This is a genomic window from Bacteroidota bacterium (assembly GCA_020161395.1).
In the GTDB taxonomy this organism is placed as follows: Bacteria; Bacteroidota; Ignavibacteria; order Ignavibacteriales; family Ignavibacteriaceae; genus UTCHB3.
Genome location: JAIUOE010000003.1, coordinates 343219 through 366848, shown reverse-complemented (window position 1 = coordinate 366848; position 23630 = coordinate 343219). Strand labels below are relative to the sequence as shown.

Annotated in this window: 25 protein-coding genes; all 25 read left to right on the top strand. The window is 44.2% G+C overall.

The annotated features are described in order from the left end of the window. Window positions 1-7 precede the first annotated feature (7 nt). Complete coding sequence (gene sufC, locus LCH52_06885) at window positions 8-778, top strand: Fe-S cluster assembly ATPase SufC (GenBank protein MCA0388204.1); 771 nt, start codon at window positions 8-10, stop codon at window positions 776-778. Next, window positions 775-2085, top strand: coding sequence for a Fe-S cluster assembly protein SufD (sufD, locus tag LCH52_06880; GenBank protein ID MCA0388203.1), 1311 nt, complete (start codon window positions 775-777; stop codon window positions 2083-2085). Before sufC ends, sufD begins: the two co-directional genes overlap by 4 nt. A gap of 45 nt (window positions 2086-2130) precedes the next feature. After that, a complete protein-coding gene (locus LCH52_06875) occupies window positions 2131-3345 on the top strand; it encodes a cysteine desulfurase (protein MCA0388202.1) in 1215 nt (404 codons plus the stop codon). After that, window positions 3345-3800 carry an SUF system NifU family Fe-S cluster assembly protein gene (locus LCH52_06870; GenBank protein MCA0388201.1) on the top strand — a complete coding sequence of 152 codons (456 nt, stop codon included), beginning with the start codon at window positions 3345-3347 and terminating at the stop codon, window positions 3798-3800. The genes LCH52_06875 and LCH52_06870 overlap by 1 nt, the downstream gene beginning before the upstream one ends. Window positions 3801-3804: 4 nt before the next feature. Further along, entirely contained in the window at window positions 3805-4125 is a 321-nt protein-coding gene (locus tag LCH52_06865) for an iron-sulfur cluster assembly protein (protein MCA0388200.1), read from the top strand. Window positions 4126-4188: 63 nt separating this feature from the next. Next, window positions 4189-4719: a BrxA/BrxB family bacilliredoxin gene (locus tag LCH52_06860; protein ID MCA0388199.1), complete on the top strand. Its 531-nt coding sequence runs from the start codon at window positions 4189-4191 to the stop codon at window positions 4717-4719. Between the two features lie 9 nt (window positions 4720-4728). Then, entirely contained in the window at window positions 4729-5235 is a 507-nt protein-coding gene (locus tag LCH52_06855; GenBank protein MCA0388198.1) for an Rrf2 family transcriptional regulator, read from the top strand. 95 nt (window positions 5236-5330) lie between these two features. Further along, complete coding sequence (locus tag LCH52_06850; GenBank protein MCA0388197.1) at window positions 5331-6155, top strand: SDR family oxidoreductase; 825 nt, start codon at window positions 5331-5333, stop codon at window positions 6153-6155. Further along, window positions 6152-7717: an aldehyde dehydrogenase family protein gene (locus LCH52_06845; protein ID MCA0388196.1), complete on the top strand. Its 1566-nt coding sequence runs from the start codon at window positions 6152-6154 to the stop codon at window positions 7715-7717. The genes LCH52_06850 and LCH52_06845 overlap by 4 nt, the downstream gene beginning before the upstream one ends. A gap of 1 nt (window position 7718) precedes the next feature. Then, a complete protein-coding gene (locus LCH52_06840; GenBank protein ID MCA0388195.1) occupies window positions 7719-9035 on the top strand; it encodes a 4Fe-4S dicluster domain-containing protein in 1317 nt (438 codons plus the stop codon). A 7-nt stretch (window positions 9036-9042) separates the two neighbouring features. Next, entirely contained in the window at window positions 9043-9597 is a 555-nt protein-coding gene (locus LCH52_06835; protein ID MCA0388194.1) for a BMC domain-containing protein, read from the top strand. 51 nt (window positions 9598-9648) lie between these two features. Next, window positions 9649-10632 carry an AAA family ATPase gene (locus LCH52_06830; protein MCA0388193.1) on the top strand — a complete coding sequence of 328 codons (984 nt, stop codon included), beginning with the start codon at window positions 9649-9651 and terminating at the stop codon, window positions 10630-10632. A 61-nt stretch (window positions 10633-10693) separates the two neighbouring features. Further along, on the top strand, window positions 10694-11569 hold the full coding sequence (locus LCH52_06825; GenBank protein ID MCA0388192.1) for a DUF58 domain-containing protein: 876 nt from the start codon (window positions 10694-10696) through the stop codon (window positions 11567-11569). Window position 11570: 1 nt separating this feature from the next. Next, complete coding sequence (locus tag LCH52_06820) at window positions 11571-12521, top strand: hypothetical protein (protein ID MCA0388191.1); 951 nt, start codon at window positions 11571-11573, stop codon at window positions 12519-12521. Then, window positions 12514-13503 (top strand): VWA domain-containing protein, encoded by a 990-nt coding sequence (locus LCH52_06815; GenBank protein MCA0388190.1) that lies wholly within the window; start codon window positions 12514-12516, stop codon window positions 13501-13503. The genes LCH52_06820 and LCH52_06815 overlap by 8 nt, the downstream gene beginning before the upstream one ends. Before the next feature lies 1 nt (window position 13504). Further along, a complete protein-coding gene (locus LCH52_06810) occupies window positions 13505-14506 on the top strand; it encodes a VWA domain-containing protein (protein MCA0388189.1) in 1002 nt (333 codons plus the stop codon). A gap of 69 nt (window positions 14507-14575) precedes the next feature. Continuing rightward, a complete protein-coding gene (locus tag LCH52_06805) occupies window positions 14576-15334 on the top strand; it encodes a tetratricopeptide repeat protein (GenBank protein MCA0388188.1) in 759 nt (252 codons plus the stop codon). After that, the gene (locus LCH52_06800) at window positions 15328-17097 is read left to right on the top strand and encodes a BatD family protein (protein ID MCA0388187.1); all 1770 of its coding nucleotides are present in this window, start codon (window positions 15328-15330) and stop codon (window positions 17095-17097) included. Before LCH52_06805 ends, LCH52_06800 begins: the two co-directional genes overlap by 7 nt. Next, window positions 17094-17867 (top strand): SH3 domain-containing protein, encoded by a 774-nt coding sequence (locus LCH52_06795; protein MCA0388186.1) that lies wholly within the window; start codon window positions 17094-17096, stop codon window positions 17865-17867. The genes LCH52_06800 and LCH52_06795 overlap by 4 nt, the downstream gene beginning before the upstream one ends. An 86-nt stretch (window positions 17868-17953) precedes the next feature. Beyond that, window positions 17954-18682: a 1-acyl-sn-glycerol-3-phosphate acyltransferase gene (locus LCH52_06790; protein MCA0388185.1), complete on the top strand. Its 729-nt coding sequence runs from the start codon at window positions 17954-17956 to the stop codon at window positions 18680-18682. Next, window positions 18666-18971, top strand: a complete 306-nt coding sequence (gene gatC, locus LCH52_06785) for an Asp-tRNA(Asn)/Glu-tRNA(Gln) amidotransferase subunit GatC (GenBank protein MCA0388184.1) — start codon at window positions 18666-18668, stop codon at window positions 18969-18971. Before LCH52_06790 ends, gatC begins: the two co-directional genes overlap by 17 nt. Before the next feature lie 61 nt (window positions 18972-19032). Further along, complete coding sequence (kdsB, locus tag LCH52_06780) at window positions 19033-19785, top strand: 3-deoxy-manno-octulosonate cytidylyltransferase (protein ID MCA0388183.1); 753 nt, start codon at window positions 19033-19035, stop codon at window positions 19783-19785. A gap of 27 nt (window positions 19786-19812) precedes the next feature. Beyond that, a complete protein-coding gene (locus LCH52_06775) occupies window positions 19813-20226 on the top strand; it encodes an HIT family protein (protein ID MCA0388182.1) in 414 nt (137 codons plus the stop codon). 13 nt (window positions 20227-20239) lie between these two features. Beyond that, window positions 20240-20647 (top strand): cobalamin B12-binding domain-containing protein, encoded by a 408-nt coding sequence (locus LCH52_06770; GenBank protein MCA0388181.1) that lies wholly within the window; start codon window positions 20240-20242, stop codon window positions 20645-20647. Between the two features lie 27 nt (window positions 20648-20674). Further along, window positions 20675-23623 carry a choice-of-anchor D domain-containing protein gene (locus LCH52_06765; protein MCA0388180.1) on the top strand — a complete coding sequence of 983 codons (2949 nt, stop codon included), beginning with the start codon at window positions 20675-20677 and terminating at the stop codon, window positions 23621-23623. Window positions 23624-23630: the final 7 nt, after the last annotated feature.

The window sequence follows — 23630 nt, the reverse complement described above, 5'->3', positions numbered from 1 at the left end:
AACGAAAATGATAGAAATTAAAAACTTAAGAGCAGCCATCGACGGCAAAGAAATTTTAAAAGGAATAAACCTCACCGTAAAACCCGGTGAAGTCCACGCAATAATGGGACCAAACGGCTCAGGAAAATCCACTCTCGCTCAGGTTCTTGCAGGCAGGGAAGAGTATGAAGTTCTCGAAGGCTCCGTCACATTCAACGGCAAAGACCTCCTCGACTTGTCCCCCGAAGACAGGGCAAGGGAAGGTGTATTCCTCGCATTCCAGTACCCGATTGAAATACCCGGCGTATCAAACACCAACCTTCTAAAAAATGCCGTAAACGAAATTAAAAAATACAGAGGTGAAGATCCGCTCGATGCCATGGACTTCCTCAAGATGATCAAAGAAAAAATGAAACTCGTGGAAATGCCGCAGGATCTCCTCAGCCGCTCAGTAAACGAAGGATTCTCAGGCGGAGAAAAGAAGCGCAACGAAGTCTTTCAAATGGCAGTTCTTGACCCCCGACTCGCCATCCTTGACGAGACCGACTCAGGCCTCGACATCGACGCACTCCGCATCGTCGCAAGCGGCGTCAACTCACTCCGCCGTCCCCACAACTCATTCATAGTCGTAACACACTACCAAAGACTCCTCGACTACATCGTACCCGACTTCGTACATGTCCTCTACAAAGGCAGAATAATCAAATCGGGCGACAAATCCCTCGCACTCTTCCTCGAAGATAAAGGATACGACTGGGTAAAAGACCATGTGGAAGAATTCGTGGCAGGAACAATATGAGCGACCAAATCAAAAAATGGTATGTCGATACCTTTGAAAGACTTGAGGCCAACCTGAACGGCGAGACCAAACTCCCCATTCATCAGCTAAGAAAAGCAGCTATCGAAAAATTTCTTGAACTCAAATTTCCTGCCCTTAAAGATGAAGAATGGAAATACACAAACATTTCCCCCTTACTCGGCCATAAATTTGAAGATACAACCGCCAAGTCATTCAAGCCACAGGATGTAAACCTTTCCGATTACTTGTTTCATCGCGAAAACTACTACACAATCGTCTTCATAAATGGCATATATGACCCCGTTAATTCACAGCAACTGGAAGAACCGGGTATAACCCTTTGTAACCTGAAGACCGCTATCAGCAAATATTCCGAGGAAGTTAATCTCCACATTGGAAAATTTGCCAAAATAGAGAATAACATCTTCACAGCCCTGTCAACAGCCTGCATTAATGACGGTGTTTTCCTTAAAGTAAAATCAGGAAAGTCCCTCGACAAACCCGTTCAGATACTCTATGTTAATTCCGGCGGCGATAACCTTTTGATACAACCCCGCAACCTTTTTATAATCGGGAAAAATGCCCGTGCAAAAGTTGTTGAATCATACTACACCCAGGGAAACAGTGTCTACTTTACCAATGCAGTCACCGAAACTTATGTAGATCAGCACGGCAGCCTCGAACACATAAAAATTCAGGAAGAAAGCCTTGAAGCCTTTCACATCTCAACCACAGAAATCGATGTAGAACAGGAAAGCACTTACGCCTCCTACAACATTAACTTTGGAGGTAAACTCGTCAGGAACGACCTCAATGCAAGATTTAACGGCGAACATGCCCATTGCACACTAAACGGACTCTACCTGGCAGATGGACAACAGCACATAGACAATCACACCCTCATCGATCATGCAGTTCCGAATTGCGAAAGCCATGAAATGTACAAAGGTGTATTAAACGACTCCGGTCGGGCAGTATTCAACGGGAAAGTCTTCGTCCGCAAAGACGCACAGAAAACCAATGCCTTTCAGGAAAATAAAAATGTACTTCTCTCCAACGATGCAAGAGTTGATACAAAACCACAACTTGAAATATTTGCCGATGATGTAAAATGCTCACACGGAGCTACCATTGGAAAGTTGAATAACGAATCGATATTCTATCTCAGAGCCAGAGGCATCGGAGAGGAACTCGCAAAAACAATCATTATTAATGCATTCGCAAACGATGCCGTTCATACAATCACGATGGAGGAAGTCCGTCAGAGAATAGAAGAACGGGTTGCCATCAAACTGTCAAAAAATTGAAACCATACAATGACTGAACTAAAAACAACAGCAGCCACCACCCTTTTGGATATCGGGAAAATAAGAGAAGATTTCCCCGTACTCCGCCAAAAAGTCCACGGGAAACCCCTCGTATACCTCGACAACGCTGCCACAACCCAAAAACCCTTACAGGTAATAAATTCATTAACCGAATACTATTCAGACTACAACTCAAACATCCACAGAGGCGTTCACCTCCTCAGCCAAAAAGCAACAGATGAATATGAGAAAGTAAGAACCAGGGTCCGGAAATTCCTAAATGCACCCAAAACCGAAGAAATTATCTTTCTAAGAGGAACAACAGAAGCAATAAACCTCGTCGCCAACTCATGGGGCCGCACCTTCCTCAAAGCCGGAGATGAGATCATCATCTCCGAGATGGAACATCACTCAAACATAGTTCCATGGCAGTTGCTTTGTGAACAGACAGGTGCCACCCTCAAAGTTATACCTCTCAACGACAGCGGAGAACTCATAATCGAAGAATACAAAAACCTCCTCTCCGAGAAGACGAAACTCGTCTCCGTCGTTCATGCTTCAAACACACTCGGAACCGAAAACCCCGTAAAAGAAATAACCACACTCGCACACCGGTACAACGCAAAAGTACTCATAGACGGAGCCCAGGCAGTACAGCACTTTAAAGTCGACATACAAGACATCGGATGCGATTTTTATGCCTTCTCCGGTCACAAACTCTACGCTCCCACAGGAATAGGGGTACTCTGGGGCAAAGAAGAACTGCTCGAAACCATGCCCCCGTGGCAGGGCGGCGGTGACATGATACTCTCCGTCACATTCGAAAAAACCATTTACAACCAGATACCATACAAATTTGAGGCGGGCACACCCAACATCGCAGATACCATAGCCTTGGGAGCTGCAATCGATTATGTCAACTCCATCGGCATAGAAAACATAGCCCGCTATGAAAACGAATTATACCAATATGCCGAAGAAAAATTTCTTCCCATAGAAGGATTAACCCTCGTTGGAACCGCAGCAAAAAAGAGCAGCGTTTTCTCATTTAAACTCGACGACATTCATCCACACGATGTTGGCACAATCATGGACCTCGAGGGAATCGCAATAAGAACAGGGCACATGTGCACACAACCCGTCATGAAAAGATTCGGCGTCCCTGCCCTCTCCCGTATCTCACTCGCATTCTACAACACAAAACACGAAATCGACCTCGCAGCCGCTGCAATCAAAAAAGTAATAGAGGTATTCTCCTGATGAACGACGAACTAAAAGAACTCTACCAGCAAGTCATACTCGACCACAACAAAAACCCCCGGAACTTCAGGAAAATAGATCCCGCAACACACACATCCGAAGGACTAAACCCCCTCTGCGGAGACCATGTTTACATATACCTCGATGTTCACGACGGCATAATTAAGGATATCTCCTTCCAGGGGAACGGATGCGCAATATCAAAATCATCCGCATCCATAATGACAGCAGAACTCAAAGGCAAAACCCTCGAACAAGCCGAACACCTCTTCCGACAATTTCACGACATGGTTACCGGCAAACTCGACGACCCCGAACAAATAGAACAACTCGGCAAACCCGCCATCTTCCTCGGAGTCAGAGATTTCCCCGTACGCGTAAAATGCGCCAGCCTCTCATGGCACACCATGCACGCAGCACTACACCAAAAAGACACCGCAGTCACAACAGAATAAACACATGACAAAAGAAACCGTACAACAACTTCAGGACAAAGTCATAGACACCCTCAAAAACATCTATGACCCCGAAATACCCGTCGACATCTGGGAACTCGGACTCATCTACCACCTCAAATTCGACCTCGAAGCCAACCTCATCGTCGAAATGACGCTCACAAGCCCAATGTGTCCCGTTGCCGAATCACTTCCCTCCGAAGTCGAAACCAAACTCAGAGCAATACCCGGAATAAAAGATGTCAAAATAAAACTCGTATGGGATCCCGCATGGGACAAAGACATGATGAGCGAAGTCGCAAAACTCGAACTCGGATTTTTATAACACAACCTGTCATCACACGACAGAGATACAAACCCCAATAGCAAAAGCTAAAAAGGAGCAAAAATGTTAAATACACTCAGACCACCACTATACGACGAACAATCCGTTCAGCACATGAGAGACGAACTCGTGGCAGTTGGTTTTCAGGAAGCACGCACACCCGAAGCAGTTGATTCCGCTATCCTCAACAACCCCGGGAAAACCGTCCTTTTCCTCATCAACTCAGTATGTGGATGTGCTGCCGGCTCGGCCCGTCCCGGTGTATCCCTTGCCTTGCAGCACAATACAATTCCCGATAAATACTACACCGTCTTTGCCGGTCAGGAACGCGATGCTATAGATCGCCTCAGAAGTTATATCAAATCATTTCCACCCTCTTCACCCTCTGCTGCACTTTTCAAAGACGGGCAGCTTCTCTGGTTTATGCCAAGGCTTGACATTGAAGGCAGAACCGCTGCTGAAATCTCTCAGGATCTCATGGTTGCCTTCGAAAAATACTGTTCTGCCCAAGGTCCTTCCATACCACCTGACGCATTTGACAAAGTAATGTATGCAAAGATGTGCGGCTCCAAAATTCCCCTTTACAAAGGATAATCCCTTTAGATGAAGTTTAGCTCACAGGAAGAATACGGCTTGCGCTTATTGCTTCGTATTGCAAAGCACACTCACACTGAAGGCATGACCATACCTGAGCTTGCAGAAGCCGAGGGGTTGGGAAGTGCAAATGTGGCAAAGCTTCTCAGGGCACTTCGTCTTGGTGGTTACATTGAATCTCTAAGAGGGCAGCGGGGGGGTTACAGGCTCTCCCGTCATCCCTCATCCATCCTTGTGGCAGATGTCATGAACGATCTCGGTGGCAGGCTTTTCGATCACACCTTTTGCACCCATCACTCAGGCATCGATGCCGCTTGCACACACGAAATCAACTGTTCCGTCCGTTCCCTCTGGTCTGTCATCCAAACCGTGGTCGACGCCGTTCTCCTCCAGACAACCCTCCAGGACCTCATGACTAACGAACAATCCCTCCACAAAAAACTCTCCCCCCTCGCACACGACTCCATCTCCGCTTTCCAATCCGTCAAACAACTCAAAAAAGATCTGTCACAATAAATACCCCTTCCTCAAAAAATCCTCTCCTCTGAATTTACCCCTTATTCTCAAAGCAAAAATCTCTAAATTACGGGTTTAAAATCGGGATTATTTTGATGAAAGAGTTATCGAGAGCTACTGCCGTAGTTACGGGTGGTGCCATGGGTATTGGCCTGGCTACCGTAAAAAGACTTCTTGCCGAAGGTGTAACGGTGACCATCTGGGATCTGAACCCCGCCTCAATAGAGAATGCAAAGAAGGAACTCGAGGGGAAGGGGAAAGTCTTTTACCACGAATGTGATGTTTGTGATAAAATTCGTGTTTATGCTCTGGCTGAAACCGCTTTTAAGGAGATGGGAAGTGTTGATATTCTCGTGAACAATGCGGGTTTTGTAAGAAGCGGCTACTTTCATGAGAGACCCGATGAAGAGTGGGAAAAGACAATAGATGTGAACCTCACAAGTTTTATATACACGACGAAGGCTTTTCTTCCCGCGATGTATGAGAACGACAGGGGACATGTGGTTAATATTTCATCCGCCGCGGGAACAATCGGCGTGCCGGGGCTTGCAATGTATGCAGCCACAAAATGGGCTGTATGGGGACTGACGGAATCACTTCGATTTGAGGCTCAGAACCTTGGAAAGAAGGGAGTCAAATTTTCATCGATCCATCCTTCATATATAAGGACGGGAATGTTTGAGGGGGCAAAAATTCCTTTTCCCGGAGGATTGATTGTACCGTTGTTGAAGAGCCATGATGTAATAGCCAGGGCAATTGTGGAATCGGCAATAAAAAAAGGGAGGAATGCACCCAAGCGACCATATACAGTTCATCTTACGCCGAGAATGAGGCTGATGCCCGACTCATGGTTCCAGTGGACTCTTCGATTCCTCAAAGTCACAGACAGCATGAACACCTTTAAAGGGAGAGAAAAATGAGCACTACCGTTTCTTATAATCCTGCAACAGGAGAAAAAATAGGGGAAACACCTCTTAACACGGTTGAGGAACTGAAGGAGGCTGTAGCGAGAGCAAAATCAGCTCAGATAAAGTGGGGTTCATTCTCCTTCGATAAAAGAAGGGATTGTCTCCTTAAAATGAGGGATTATATCTCCGCAAATGCTGACAGATTCTCGGAAACCATAGCAAAGGATGCGGGAAAAACCATCTTTGATGCTCTTTCCACGGAAGTGATGCCATCGGTGCTGGCGGTTAACTATTATGCAAAAAATGCAAAAAGAATTTTAAAACGGAAAAGACTTAAACCGGGAAACATCCTTCTCTCCAACAAAATTTCATATATAGATCGTGTACCCTACGGGGTAATCGGGATTATCAGTCCATGGAACTACCCTTTCGGGATTCCCGTTCATGAAGTGGCGATGGCATTAATAGCAGGGAATGGAGTGGTTCTTAAAGCCGCATCCCAGACACAGGAAGTTGCGAAGCTGATTGAAGAATCGGTTGATGCTGCAGGTTTGCCGGAAGGTTTGTTCAGACTGCTGAATATTCCCGGAAATGTAGCCGGTGATGCATTTATTGAATCGGGGATAGATAAACTTTTCTTCACGGGTTCCGTCCCTGTTGGCAAAAAGCTGATGAAAAAGGCTTCCGAAAAGCTCCTTCAAATCTCCCTTGAGCTTGGCGGAAATGATGCAATGATAGTTCTTGAAGACGCCGATATATACCGCGCTGCTGCGGGTGCACTTTGGGCGGGATTGAGTAACTCCGGACAGTCTTGTGCAGGTGTTGAACGAATCTATGTTCACGAAAAAATTTACACAAAGTTCGTGGATGAACTAAAAAGACAGGGAGCGGCACTTCGGCAGGGACCCGGCACTTCTTTCGATGTTGAAATTGGTGCGATGACAACCGTGAATCAGTTGAAAACAGTTGAATCCCACCTTGAAAATGCAATTTCAAAAGGGGGAACAGCCACACCTCTCGGATCTGTGAAAGGTGATGTCTCAAAAGGTCAGTTCCATACTCCTTATCTGGTTGAAAATGTATCAGGTGAAATGATTATGATGCAGGAGGAGACTTTCGGACCCCTGCTCGGGATACAGAAATTTTCGACATACGATGAGGCAGTTGCACTCGCCAATGATTCAAATCTTGGTCTTACTGCTTCCGTTTGGACAACCGACCGCAGGAAGGGGCATGCACTTGCCTCTCGGTTGGAAGCAGGTACCGTAACCATTAACGACCATCTGATGTCTCACGGACTCGCGGAAAGCCCCTGGGGCGGATTCAAGGAATCGGGTTATGGAAGAACCCACGGATCTATAGGTCTCGAAGCCATGACACAGCCAAGGTGTGTGGTTGATGACATTCTGCCTGGTGTGAAAAGGAACATGTGGTGGTATCCTCACGGGAAAAAGGTTTATGACGGACTAAAAGGAGGATTGGAACTTCTTTATGGAGATTCAATCCCGGTAAGATTTAATGGTGCAATAAACCTTGTTAAAACATTTTTCAGAACATTTACAGAAAACAAATAAGATGGATTTATCGAGTCTGATAAAAAATGCCGGAGTTGTTGGTGCGGGCGGTGCCGGATTTCCGACACATGTGAAATCCGGTTCAAAAGTGGAATTTGTACTGGCAAACGGTGCCGAATGTGAACCCCTTCTCCACAAAGATTATGAACTGATGCTGTTGAAGGCAGAGGAAATGATTGAGGGGATGGCACTTATGATCAAAGCCACGGGAGCAAAAAAAGGGTATTTTGGCATCAAATCGAAAAATGCCGCTGCCATTGAGGCTGTAAAATCAAAAATCGGAAATCACCCGATTGAGATTACCGAACTCGGCGACTTTTACCCCTCGGGAGATGAATACGAGCTGGTTTACACAGCAACGGGAAGACTGATCCCGGCAGGTGGAATCCCTTTGAATGTCGGTTGTGTGGTCAACAATGTAGAGACCCTGATGAATGTTAAGCATGCCGCCGAAGAGAAACCCGTTACGGAAAAGTTTATCTGTGTAGCGGGTGCGGTTAAAAAACCATCGAGTTTCTTTGTCCCTGTTGGCACATCTGCAAGGGAAGTGATAGAGCTTGCAGGAGGGAGCAGCGAGAGTGATTACGCAGTATTTAACGGCGGATTGATGATGGGAAAACTGATGGACAATCTTGATGAACCCGTAACCAAAACAACGGGCGGTTTCATCGTTTTACCAAAAAAGCACCACCTCGTGTTCAGGATGAGTCAGCCTGAATCGAGCTGGCACAGAATAGGAAAATCAGCATGTGACCAGTGCAGCTACTGCACGGAATTTTGTCCGAGATACCTGTTGGGTTATGATGTTCAGCCGCACAAGGTGATGAGGTCGCTTGGCTTCACTTCCTCGGGAGCGGGTTACTGGAATCAAATGGCTGAGCTCTGTTGTTCTTGTGGATTGTGTACTCTTTATGCATGTCCTGAAGAACTTTTCCCCAAGGAAGCATGCGATCAGTCGAAGCGAAACATGCGGATTGAGGGGGTAAAATATGTGCAGAAGCACCCCGTTAAAGTGCATCCGATGAAAGAAGGAAGAAGAGTACCTCTGAAGATGCTGATGAAGAAACTCAAGGTGCAGGATCTTGCAGCCGATACCCCGTTTATTAATGTGAATCACCAGCCGAAGGAAGTGAAAATAAAACTTAAACAGGCTGTGGGTGATGCATCACTTCCCGTTGTCGGATTGCGGGACAGAGTGGCAAAAGGGGACTTGTTGGCGCAGATTCCGGAAGGAAAACTCGGATCAAACATCCATGCCTCCATTTCTGGTACTGTGGTAGATGTAAACAACGATTTTATAAGAATTATTAACAATTAGAAGAACCATGATCAAGAAAAATTCGTTAGGACTAATAGAATTAAGCAGTATTGCCTCAGGGATGCACGCATCAGATATCATGCTGAAAACTGCTGATGTTGAGCTCGTCATCTCGCGCACGATCTGTTCAGGAAAATACATGAGCATTATCGGCGGGGATGTGGCTGCGGTAAGATCATCAGTTGAGACAGCGATTGACACAATAGGATTCGGAGTTATAGACTACTTCATTATACCGAATGTCCATCCCGATGTTTTTCCCGCACTCGCAGGTCATTCAAATGTTGATTTGCTGCAGGCACTCGGAATACTCGAAAGTTTTTCGGTCGCCTCCCTGATTGAAGCCGCTGATGCTGCAGTAAAATCTGCGAAGGTGAGACTGATCGAGATTCGTCTCGCAATGGCACTGGGTGGCAAAGCGTTTTGCACCATCACAGGTGAAGTGGCGGCTGTGCAGGCAGCAGTTGATGCCGGTGCTCAGGTAATACAGGAAAAAGGTTTGCTGGTTAATAAAATTGTGATTCCGCAACCCCGTCAGGAACTGTTGCGTGAAATGATCTGATCTGAAAATTTCACATTCAATCTAAATTGAGACTAAAATTAAGAGATAAAAATGGATATTGCCGAATTAAATGAACGGATAAAAAGCGAGAGCTGGTTTATCGATGAAATGTTGCAGGAGATGCACAAAGTTGTAATCGGGCAGTCCGAAATGCTCGAAAGGTTGTTGATCGGTTTGTTTGCAAACGGGCACATCCTCCTCGAGGGGGTTCCCGGACTGGCTAAAACTCTTGCCATCAAAACCCTCGCTTCAGTGATGGATGCAAAATTTCAGAGGATACAATTCACCCCCGACCTCCTTCCTGCCGACTTGACAGGTACTCAGATTTACAATCAGAAAGAAGGAAACTTCACAATAAGGAAGGGTCCCGTCTTTTCAAATTTCATCCTTGCTGATGAGATCAACAGAGCCCCTGCAAAAGTTCAAAGTGCACTTCTCGAGGCAATGCAGGAAAGACAGGTAACGATTGGAGAAACCACTTTCAAACTCGAAGAGCCGTTCCTCGTCCTTGCTACTCAAAACCCAATAGAACAGGAAGGCACCTATCCGCTTCCTGAAGCACAGGTTGACAGATTCATGCTAAAAATAAAGATTACCTACCCCACCAGAGAAGAGGAACTGGTAATTATGAGGCAAAATCTGTATCAGGATTCCATTGGTTTGAATAAAGTGGTAACCAAAGATCAGATTATGAAAGGGAGACAGCTCCTTAAAGAAGTTTATCTCGATGAAAAAATAGAAAAATATATTCTTGATATTGTGTTTGCCACGAGAAATCCGGGACAGTTCCGGCTTGAAAAACTGAAAGACCTCATTGGATATGGTGCCTCACCAAGAGCCACCATCAACCTCTCCCTTGCTGCCAGAGGCATGGCACTTCTCAGGAGAAGAGGATATGTAATCCCCGATGATGTAAGATCGATCGCGATGGATGTATTGAGACACAGAATTTCGGTGAGCTACGAGGCTGAGGCGGAAGAGATCACATCCGAGTACATCATTAAAGAGATTTTGAACAAAATTGAAGTCCCCTGATATCAATTCGTTTGCAGTTGAAGAAGTTAAGACCGTGAATCCCGAACAAACAGGAAGATAATTGGACACCAAAGAGATACTTAAAAAAGTTCGCCGTGTTGAACTGAAAACGAGAGGCGTGGTTAACGACCTCTTCTCGGGCGAATATCATTCGGTATTCAAGGGGAGGGGTATGACTTTCTCGGAGGTAAGGGAATATTCTGTGGGTGATGATGTTCGAAATATTGACTGGAATGTAAGTGCCCGGTTCGCACATCCCTTCGTGAAGGTATTTGAAGAAGAGAGGGAGCTTACAGTCATGCTTTTGGTTGACATGAGCGGCTCGCAGCAATTCGGAACAAGAAAACAGACGAAGCAGGAACTTGCCGCTGAACTCTCAGCAATATTCGCTTTCAGTGCCCTGAAGAATAATGACAAGACGGGACTCATTCTTTTCACCGATAAAGTTGAAAAGTTTATTCCTCCGAAAAAGAGCCGTTCACATCCCCTAAGGATTATCCGTGAAGTGATCAATGCCGTGCCTGAAGGGAAAGGGACAAACATAAAGGCGGCTTTGGAATATCTCAACAGCATGATCACCAAAAGGGCGATAGTCTTTTTGATTTCCGATTTTCAGGACAGGGGATATGACACCATATTTAAGACGGTTGCAAAGAAGCATGATCTTGTATCGGTGGTTTTGGAAGATGACAGGGAAATCGCACTTCCCAAAATCGGACTTGTTGATTTTGTTGATCCCGAGACAGGTGAAAGAACCACAATCAACACATCCTCACCGGAGTTTCGGAAATACTTTTTTGAGAAATGGCAGTCTGACCGGGAATACCGTGAAAATCTGATGAAAACCTGTAAAGTTGATCGAATTGAGATAAAAACGGGGCAGAGTTATGTAAAACCGTTGACGGCGTTTTTTAAATTAAGGGAAAAAAGGTGGTAGAATGAGGAATAATTTTTTGATTCTGCTTCTCTTTTTTGCGGCAGTCTTTTCAGGGGCGGTTTATTCCCAGGCACCCGATATCAAGCTATCTCTTGAAACGGAGAAAAGGGAATATCAGGTCGGAGACAAGATAGTATTTACATTCCGGCTTGAATACCCGGGAGAGTATAAATTACTGGAGACTCCACTCATCGATTCAATCTCGGCAGCGGGTCTTGAGTATCTGACGACGGATACACTGCAGAATATTGAAAAGAACGGCGTATTCTTCCGTGATTTCAACTACTCCTTTTCAGGTTTCGATTCCCTTGATGTGAAAATTAACAAATATGATTTTAGATTTGTAAAGGGAGCCGATACCCTCGTAAAAAGTACTCCACCGTTTGTTATTAAAATCAGACCGCTCGAAATCGATACAACCAAAGAGATTAGTGATGTGAAGCCTCCAGAGAGAATTCCGTGGGGTTGGCTTGAGTATTCGATTTTGTTTGGCGGACTTGCTCTGGCGGCATTTCTTGGATGGCTGATCTACCGAAGATTCAAGAAAAAACCGGTTGAAGAGAAAATTGTTGAAGAGCCGGTGAAAATATTGACAAATTTCGACAAAGCTCTGGCAAAACTGGAAGAGATTGATCAAAAAGGTTATCTGAGAGAAGGGAGAGTAAAAGAACATTTCAGCGAGGTTTCAGATACGCTCAGATGGTTTTTTGAAGTTGAATTTGGGTTTCTTTCACTGGAAATGACTACACGGGAGACCATCCAGTCTCTCAACAAAAAAGGAATTCAACAGGCCATAATTTCGGGTGTGGATGACTTTCTTACCAGGGCTGACATGGTGAAATTTGCGAAATATACCCCTTCGGAAGTAGAGCAGAGCAACTACATTGCGGGCGCTGTCACACTTCTGAGATCATGTGATAAAAAGAGTTCTGCAGGGAGTCTGAATGTTTAACGGTGCGGGTTTTGCTTATCCATTTGTTTTACTCTTGCTGTTTGCAATCCCGTTTATCCTTTGGTATTTAAGGAAGAAAGGAGAAGGACGGGCAGCCATTCAATACTCCAAGGCGGGGGAGGTAGCCAAGTTTAAGGATATTCGTTCCCGTTTGAGCGACCTGCCCAAATATCTTGACATTGCAGCACTTGCCCTGCTGATAATTGCTCTGGCGAGACCTCAAACTGAACTTTCCGAGGAGAGTGTGTATGCTGAAGGAATAGACATTTGCGTAGTCCTGGATGTATCTGGAAGTATGCTAGCAAAGGATTTCGAACCGAACCGGCTTGAAGCTGCGAAAGTGATTACAAGGGAGTTTATATCAGGGAGGGATAACGACCGTATCGGTCTGGTGATTTTTGCAAAGGAAGCCTTTACACAGTGCCCCCTCACAGTCGATCATAATGCTGTGGTCTCGTTGCTTGATGAGATTCAAAGCGGATTTCTTGAGGATGGTACAGCGATTGGAAATGCTTTGGCAAGCGGTGTTAATCGCCTGAAAGACTCTGAAAGCAAAAGCAAAGTGATAATTCTGTTGACTGACGGTGTTAATAATGCAGGCGAGATAGACCCGAATTCGGCGGCGGAAATTGCCGGTCAGTTCGGAGTAAGAGTTTATACAGTCGGAGTCGGAACCATGGGTGAAGCCCCGTACGATATCCCCGGTCCATTCGGAATGCAGAGGCAGATGGTGCCAGTTGAGATTGATGAACCCCTCCTTCAGAAGATTGCAACAGGAACAGGTGGAAAATATTTCCGTGCCACAGACAATCAGAAACTTGAGAGCATTTATCAGGAGATTGACAGACTGGAGAGAACCAGAATAGAGGTCAGTTCGTTTAAAAGGAAGTCGGAAAAATTTATTTTCTTTGTGTCGGCAGGTTTGGTATTGTTGCTGTTGTCAAGATTACTCGGTTTTACCTGGTTGAGGAGGCTGCCGTAAGATGCTGAAATTTGCATATGACCTTAATCTGGTTTTTATCGTCGCCATAGTGATTTTAATTCCTCTCTTTTTATTCTATTACAGAGCAAAGAAAGAGATAATTTCAGGATTCTTTTCGGGAATGGATCATGAGGGACTGATAGAAAACAAGATATACAACCGGGAACTGATCCGTTTTGGGCTCTTTTTTGTTGCCGGCATTCTGTTGATTTTTACTCTTGCCAGACCTCAGGTCGGTTCCAAAGTTGAAACGGTTAAGCAGACAGGGATTGATGTCTTTTTCCTTCTGGATGTTTCAAACTCGATGGCAGCTGAGGATTTGAAGCCGAGCAGGCTCGAAAAAGCTAAAAATGACATTGAGATCATGCTCAAAAAGATGGCAGGAGACAGAATCGGCATGATCATTTTTGCGGGACAGAGTTACCTGCAATTCCCTCTGACGCTTGATCATTCAATTGGAAAACTGATACTCGGGACAATCGACATCACAAGTGTTGCACAGCAAGGTACAGACATAGCCGGTGCGATGGAGATGGCAGTGAAAGGCTTTTCCTCTTCGAAAAACAAGGGGAGGGCAGTTATAATCTTTTCCGATGGTGAGGATCATGAAAAAGGTGCCGAAGATGCCGTGAAAGCGGCGGCAGGTGACGGAATCAGGGTATTTACCGTGGCAATCGGTTCACCCAATGGTGCAAAAATTCCCATATATTCAGGTGAAACCGTAACAGGTTTCAAAGTGGATGGTGAAGGAAATGAAGTTGTAACGAAGGTAAACGAAGATAAACTGAAAAAACTCGCCTCTCTTGGAGGTGGCCAGTTTTTTAGAAGTGATGACAATTCGGAGTATCTGGCGAAGTTATACGAGGATATCAGCAATCTTGAGAAATCGGAGTTTGGTGCCTTCAAAGTTGTGGAATATGACGAAGTATTTCACTGGTTTCTGGTACCGGCAATTCTTCTCCTGTTCGCCGGATTCTTTATCGGTGACAAAAAAAGAAATTAATACAATCGACTGTAATTAATGCTTAAAATGAAAGTTAATTTTGACAGAAATTGAAATGTTGAGAGATTGATGAGAATATTTATTTTGCTCTTTTTTATGGCTCTCCCGATGATAGCCCAATCTTTAAAAGGCACCAATAATGAAGGTGTTGACAAGTATGAGGGGTGCAAATTCGATGAGGCAATAGGTTTGTTTAAGAAGGGTACCGAACTTGATAATAAATCTGCAATTCCGGATTTTAATCTTGGTGCAGGATATTACAAAAAAGGGAACTACAAAGAGTCGGTTCAGTCGTTCCAAAACGCTTTGGGGAAAAGCAGTGATCCCGATTTTCAGTCGAAGGCGTGGTACAACATGGGGAATGCCCATCTGAAGGCAGGCGATTATCAGGCTGCGGTTGAAGCTTATAAGAATTCATTAAAACTTGATCCAAATGATGCTGATGCCAAATACAATCTCTCCTATTCTCTCAAAAAACTGAAACAAAAACAGGAAGAAGAGAAAAAGAAACAGGACGAGAAGAAGAAAGACGACAAAAAGGACGATAAGAAAGAGGAGAAGAAGAAGGATCAGCCAAAGCAGGACGAGAAAAAAGACGACAAGAAAAAGGACGATCAGAAAAAGGACAATCAAAACAAAAACGAAGATAAAAAAGATAACAAAGACAAAAAAGATCAGCAGCAGCCCAATAATCCAAGACCTGACAAAAATCTAAGTAAAGAGGATGCCGAGAAAATATTGAATGCCTTGAAGGACAAGGAACGGGATGTCAGGAAAAACAAGAAAAATCAGCAATTAAGAGGATTCGGAAGGGAAAAAGATTGGTAATCGCAAGGGTTGGTTATCTTTTTCTGTTTGGAATTCTGTTTTCGCTGACCATACAAAGTCAGAGTGTAAAAGCAACCGTCAGCAGGACAGAAGTTGCTGTCGGGCAGGAGTTTGAGCTCTCCTTCAGTTATGAGATGAAAACCACGGGTGATGTCCGGTTTACTCCCCCAAATCTTGGAAACTTTTATGTTTTCTCGGGACCAAACGAGTCAAAACAGACCTCGCTCGTTAACATGGACCTTCATGTAAGTGGCAGTTTCTCATATATTCTTTCTGCAAAGAAGGAGGGTACTTATGAAATTCCGGGAGCACTTCTAAAAATTGACGGCAGAACCTTCCGCACCAATTCAGTGAAAATTATCGTAAAAAAAGGTGCATCTGCAAGAAATCCTCAGGCAGATAATAACACCGCGGGACTTGAAAACGAAATTTTTATCAGGACGATTGTGAACAAGCAGTCAGCCTACCTTGGCGAACAGATAACGGTTGATTACAAACTTTATTTTAATCCGGCGCTTCAACCTGATAATCCAAACTATGTCAAGCTGCCGACTTTCGAAGGCTTTTGGGCTGAGGAACTTGATATGCCCGGAAAGATTCTGCTAGATCCTGAAATTTACAACGGCAAAACCTACTATTCAGGAGTTGTAAAAACCGCCGCTCTTTTTGCCACAAAGACAGGTACAATTGACATTGCTCCGTTGATTTTGACCATACCTGTAAATGTTTCGTCTGCAGGTAATCCGAACGACCCCTTTAATGATCCATTCTTCAGGAATTTCCAAAAAGTCGATTACAAGATGACTTCCTCTCCTGCGAAGGTTGAGATACTCCCTATTCCTGCAGACCTTTCCAAAATAAATTTTTCCGGTGGAACAGGTAGTTTCGACATCAAAACCTCCACCAAAAAACGGGTCTTCAAAAAAAATGAACCGATCAGGTTTGAGATAGTTATCACAGGGAGAGGAAACATAGAACTGGTGGATGCCGGAAAGGTGGAATTCGACAAAAGTTTTGAGGTGCTCGACCCCAATATCGACAAAAAGATCAATCGTCAGGGGATAATCTCAGGCAGTAAAACTATTGAGTATGTTTTGATTCCAAGGGATGGCGGAAAATATGTCCTCCCATCAGTCGAGTTCAACTATTTCGATCTTGAATCCAAAACGATTAAAACCATAAAAACAGAAGAAATTCCGGTCACCGTTTCTACGGACTCCTACAATGAGGGTGCAACGGGCGCAGACACTGAAGAAATAGATATTTACACCGGACCCGTCGGGTTATCCGGGGACTATCCGTTATATCCGACTCTCTGGTTGATTTCTTTTCTGTTTCTGATTCCTGCCGCTGGTGCAGTGGTATTCATAAAAATGAAAATACGGGAAGAGGAGAGATTGAATGATCCTCTGTTGAAGCTCAGGCGCGCAGCTCAGAAGATTGCAAAGGAGAGACTTGCAAAAGCAGCCGCTTTGATGAACAGCGATGGATTTGATCAGTTTTACACCGAGACGGCTAGTGCCCTTGAGGGATATCTTGAAACCAAATACAAACTGCAGAAAATTGAATTCACTTCGGAAAAGGTTTATTCTACACTTTTAACCTCGGGAACCGATGAAACACTTGCTCTTGAGGTGAAAAAACTTCTTGATGAATGTGAAATGATGCGGTTTGCTCCCGTGGATGGTAAAAGGGAGCGAATGAGAGAATTCTATGACAGGACTTCAAACATCATTTTAAAGTTTGAAGGGGCTGAGTCATGAAACACTTCATTATGATTAAATTGACGACTCTGGTTCTCTTTGCAATCCTTGTCCCAAATTTGAGTGCTCAGGACAGTGCTTCTATCAAATTTGAAGAGGCGAACAGACTGTTTAAAGATAAAAAATACTCTTCAGCACTGAAAATTTATGAAGAACTGACAAAAGAAGGTTACAAAGGGGAGGAACTCTATTTTAATCTTGGGTACACATACTCGAAAACAGGGGAAACTGGAAAGAGTATCTTAAACCTTGAAAGAGCCCTTCTTTTTAATAAAAACAATTCGCGAGTGAATGCCCTCCTGGTTAATGAGCACCTAAAAATAAAGGAGAAGATAGTCAGGCTGCCCGATTTTTTCATTTTCAAGTTCTTCAAGGATGTAGCAGTCATATTGGACATTTGGGTGTGGCTGTTCATTGCACTGTCCGCCTATATTGTTTTACTGGTTTTTGTTTCCGGTTTCATTTTTAAGAAGAGTTATGCCGGTAAACGAAATCTCAGTCTTTTTTTACCGCCGATTCTTTTGGTTCTCCTCTTTTCGGTTTCATCACTATTCATTAGCTACGAAATGGCATCGAATGTCAATGAATGTGTGGTAATTTCCGAGAATGTCCATCTTTATTCTGTGCCTGAGCAGGGAGGTAACAAAGAAGGGCTGATCTCGGAAGGGAATAAACTCGAAATTTTGGAAGTGTTGACTGACTGGTACCGGGTAAAACTTCCAAACGGCAAGGAGGGCTGGATTCTTAAAACAGGAGTCGAAGAGGTCTGACTTCTTTGTCTCTTCAAATCATTATATTAACTTTGGGGTTCAAAGAGTAAAAATTTAGCATCAAAAGAACCAAGTCGAGACCATAATTGACGATCCTTCGAATTATAGCCCTTGTAATTTATGTAACTGTAGTTTCCATTTATGGAATAATTACACTTCCTTTCGATAAAAAACACAACATTTACTTCAAACTTGCCAGAGTTTTCCCTTGGGGAATCCTCAAGATCAGTGGTGTAAAACTGGTGGTAACGGGTACAGAGAACATTGACAAGGAACGGGCTTATGTCTATGTGCCGAATCATTCGGGGCTCTACGACATACCTGCCATGCAATACTCCGTACCAAACAGGATGGTGATGATTTTCAAAAAGGAACTGGGGCGTATCCCGTTTTTCGGATGGCAACTTGTGATGGGACCCTACATTTCAGTTGACAGAAAAAATCCCAAAAGTGGCATGCAGAGTATCGAGGAAGCAGACAGACTGCTCAATGAGAGGAAATACTCGGTTCTTCTATTTGCCGAAGGAACAAGGAGCAAGGATGGCGAGGTGCATGAGTTTAAGCGAGGAGCTTTCTATCTTGCAGTCAAGGTTAAGCATCCAATTGTACCTGTTACGATCGTGGGAGCCCGTGAGAGGGTTAATGCAGGGGGAAAATTTAAAATTGTACCCGGGACAATATATGTTCATTACGACAAACCGGTATTTCCTCCGGAAGGAAACATTGGTAAAAAAGAGGAACTTGAGTTGATGGAAAAGGTACGAAACAAAATAATTGAAAATAAAATCAGGATGGAAAATGAGCGTAACAGTTGATGATGTAAAATACATCGCAAAACTTTCAATGCTTCGTTTCGATGAGCAGGAAATTGAGCAGTTTACACGGGAGTTCAACAAAATAATCGAGTATGTTGACCAGTTGAATGATCTTGATCTCTCTGATATTGAACCGCTTTACCACCCGATTGAGGGGAGTGAGCCCACACTCAGGACTGATGAGACTGTACCCTCATTAGATCATGAGAAAGCCTTTAAAAATGCGCCTCAAAGGGAGGGTGACCATTTTGCAGTACCAAAAGTGATCAGTTCCGGGAACACAAAGTAAAAAGCACAATCAAATTTTCCGTTAATTGAACGGCAAAAAGCACAGAATATAAAGAAACCTTATGAAAATAACAGCAATCATCCCTGCAAGGTACGGTTCCACCCGTCTTCCGGGGAAACCTTTGGCTCAGATACTTGACAAACCGATGATTGAGTGGGTTTACAAAAGCGTCAGGAAATCGAGACTTGTTGAGAGAATTATCGTGGCTACAGATGACCAAAGAGTTTACGATGCGGTAAAGAATTTTGGCGGTGAGGTTGTGATGACACCTGAGGATATGCAGACGGGGTCTGACCGTATCGCTTATGTTGCAAATCAGCTTCCCGATGCAGAGATAGTTATAAATGTTCAGGGGGATGAGCCATTTATTTCCGGGAGTATAATTGATGACGCCGTTATGCCTCTCCTTGTTGATCCAAAACTTCAGGTTTCCACATTAGTCAAAAAAATAACCACACAGGATGATCTTAACAATCCATCAGTGGTGAAGGTTGTTTTCGATAATTTCAGCAACGCAATTTATTTTTCCCGGTCACCAATTCCTTACTTGAGGGAGGGCGATTTAATTCAGTCCGCGCTCGATTCGGGAAGGTTTTATAAACATATTGGCTTGTATGTTTACCGGAAGGAATTCCTTCTTTATTACACACGGCTTCCGCAGTCGTCACTGGAAGATGCAGAGAAACTGGAGCAATTGAGGATTCTTGAGAACGGATACGATATCAGGGTAGTGGAGACCGAGATTGAAAGCATATCTGTGGATACGGCTGAAGACCTCTACAAGGCAAGAACCTATGCGTTATCATTTTCCTAAAAAAATTAAAGAGTTTTTATATTTGCGATGAATTGTATATTTTGCGACATTATAAAAAATGATAATCACGAGGGACTGATATACCGGGATGACAGGGTGGTATCATTTCTCGATATCAGGCCTTTGAGCTACGGACATACTTTGGTGGTGCCTGTGGAGCATCACAAAGATTTCAGGGAAATGCCCGTGGAGATGATGGGTTATTACTTTGAAATGGTTCAGAAGATCGCACTTGCCGTCGAAAAAGCCACGGGTGCTCACGGGTTCAATATAATTTGCAACACAGGGGAAGCTGCCACGCAGACAGTATTTCATCTTCACTTTCACATAATACCAAGATTTCACGACGATAATATTTTCAAACGGCTCGATTTTAAAAAGTATGATGAAGTAATCACAATGCAGTCGTATGCCGAAAAAATCAAAAAACATTTAGAATAATACGAGAGATTAAATGGAGAAGAAGATCAGAGTTTTAGTCGGCAAAGCGGGACTTGACGGCCACGACAGGGGAGCGAAAGTAATTGCCGCTGCACTCCGGGATGCAGGGATGGAAGTAATCTACACCGGATTGCGACAGACTCCCGAAACCATTGTGGAAGCAGCACTTCAGGAAGATGTGGATGTAATTGGTCTGAGCATACTTTCAGGTGCGCATATGACTCTTTTTCCTAAGGTTCTTGGCTTGATGAAGGAAAAGGGGATAGACGATGTACTTTTGACCGGGGGTGGAATAATCCCCGAGAGTGACAAGGAAGCATTGAAGAAGATCGGGACGGGAGAGATTTTTACACCCGGAACACCGACTCATGAGATAGCTGATTACATAAAAAAATGGTGCGAGGAGCATCCCCGCGACTAACTCACACAACTAAAGAGTGAGAATCAAATGAAAAAGTTGTTTGTACTTTTTTCCCTTTTGATCATTGGGTTAAATGCCCAGTCGTTAATTAAAACCATCCCCCTGCCCGCCACAGCATACTATAACAGTGCGTATGGACTCGTTTTTGCAAACGGGAATTTGTGGCTTTCCACATCAAGTTCCACAACCGGTTTGAAAAACAAACTTATAGCCATGGATACACTTGGGAATGTTGTGGACAGCATCATGATTAACTACCCGACAATAAGGGAATCGCAGGGCTTGGGCTGGGATGGAACAAATTTCTGGTATAATGAAAGACTTACCTCGCGCCACAACTTCAGGAAGGTAACCACGACCGGTGCCGTTCTGGATTCGATAATCATGCAGACATATTTTATGGGTGGCACTGCCTGGGGTGATGGTGGCTTATGGTTTTCCGTTTACTATCCCAACGCTCAGGCGGGAGTTTACAAAATTGATGTAGCCACAAAGCAACTTGTGGATACACTTCCAGTTTTTGGATTGCAGCCCCAGGGAGTTACAGTCAAAGGCGACACTCTGTTTTATGTCATGGAAAATTTTGAGGGTGATGCTGAAAGAATTTATGCAGTAAATATTGCAACCGAGGATACCCTTTTCTCATTCCCCGTACCAAAAGGGACGGGAGCAAGCATTTCACCTCGCGGTCTCGCATGGGACGGGAAATATCTTTGGCTTCTTGCCCGGATGCTGAGCGGAACACAACGGGCACTGTATAAGTTTGATCTTGGTGGAAACGGAACACCGCAGATTCAGGTTGTCACTTCCTCCATTGAGTACGGTAATGTGCAGATAGGTTCTTCTTCATCTTCACAATTGTTCCTGAACAATGTCGGAACAGCTCCTTTGATAATTGATTCGCTGAAATTTTCATCACCTGCATTTTCGTCCTCCACTGTTTTCCCTGTTACAATTCAGCCTAACCAAATTACGCCTTTGGAGGTTAAATTTACACCAACAGACCCTGAATACTATAAAGACAGTGTGCTGATCTATCATAACGACATCAATTTTGCATTTTCGAAAACAAAACTGAACGGGCGTGGAATTTATGTTGGACCTGTAATCTCCGCTTCTTCTACATCCCTCGACTATGGAAACAAACGGGTAAGGAGTTCGGGTTATCAGGAGATAACTTTCAGCAACACAGGTTCAGCAAAGATAAATGTTGATTCCATCAGGTTCGATACTGAGACATATTTTATTCCCAAGACTCCATCGAATTTTTCAATTGATTCAGTCGGGTCGGTCTCCTTCAGAGTTTGGACAAATCCCAAGACATACGGATTGCACCAGGATACACTCAGAGTGTTTTCAAATGCTTCGAATGCGATACAGTTAAAAATTCCGCTTGTTACCAATGTGACGGCAGTCGATTCCTCATTGGGAGCAAAATACTGGGAGGGTATAATTCCCGACAATCCAAAGACGAGTGCAGATGATTTATCCGCCAAATATATTAAAAAAGCGGGCGATCTAAATGGGGATGGCATCGCAGATATGATAGTTGCTACGGACAACTATTTTACCATCGCTTACAACGGCAATTCCTCTGTGAGTGCAGATATCCTCTGGATGTTCAATTCCTACAGAAACAACAATGATGCGGGTTCGGTTTCCCGCGTCGGATCGCTTCAACCCGTCGCAGATGTAAACAATGACGGTATAGGAGATGTCTGTATCGGTACAGCAGGCGGAAGCGAATATGTCTATATGATTGATGGTGCCACAGGTGAAAAACTGTGGGAATTTGGTGATTCGGTCAATTATGATCTGGGAGATGTAAATGGCATAGATGGCAGGCGTGACTGGAACAATGACGGTACAATTGATATTTTGGCGACTGCAAGCGGAAATGAATTCAATGGAAGTGGACGCTTTTCGACCTATCTGCTTGACGGGAAGACCGGGGCACAAATCTGGAGAATTGACGATTCACCTAGCAAAAAGATGAAGGATGCGGTTGTCTCTTTCCCCGGTGGTGGTGCGTTCACAACCCGTGTATCAAACGCAACTGCTGCGGAGATATATGCTTTTAATGACCTTGCTCAACGGTTATGGACTTACAATACAGATGCATCCTGTTGGGCTCTCGATGTGCTTTTTGATACCATAGCGAACAAACGCTCTGTGATAGCCGGGGATATTGCGGGGAAAGTCTATTCTGTTGATGTATCAACCGGCACACTGAACTGGACAGGTCAGGTCGGAGGTGGATTTATCGAAGACCTTATCATGATCAGCGATATTGATAATGATGGTGTATCAGATGTTCTGGTACAGGCACTTACTCCTTACATTTATGTGCTGAGTGGGAAAAGTGGAGTTGCAATCACTGCCATTCCGACAGGAGGTAACAACCTGGGTGCAGGAATTCTCGGAGATTTGACTGCTGACGGATATCCTGAGATCGGGGTCGCTTCCCTGGACAATAAAATCTATGTTTTTGGAGGCAAGAACAGCGACACCCTCTTCACTTACGCTTTTGGCGGTGGCTCCAACTCATACGCTGCAGAGGCGATTTGGAGAATGCCTGACATCGACCTTAACGGGACACTCGAGTTTATGGCGGGTTCCAGAGATGGAAAAGTTGTCGCTTTTTCGGGTGGTTTCGACATACCTGTCGGGATAAAGGGTGATTACACCCAAATTCCTCAGGAGTATGAACTTAAACAAAATTATCCGAATCCGTTCAATCCATCGACAATAATCGAATTCCGGACTGCATCCGCAGGGCAAGTGAGTCTAAAAATTTATGATATTCTTGGCGAAGAAGTTGCGACTTTGGTGAACGAAGTGAAACCTGCGGGTACCCATTTTGTTCAGTGGACGGGTAAGAACAGTGCCGGAATTAATGTTCATTCGGGAATTTATTTTTACACCATAAAGGCGGGAGATTTTTATTCCACCCGTAAAATGGTGATGCTTAAATAATCCAATA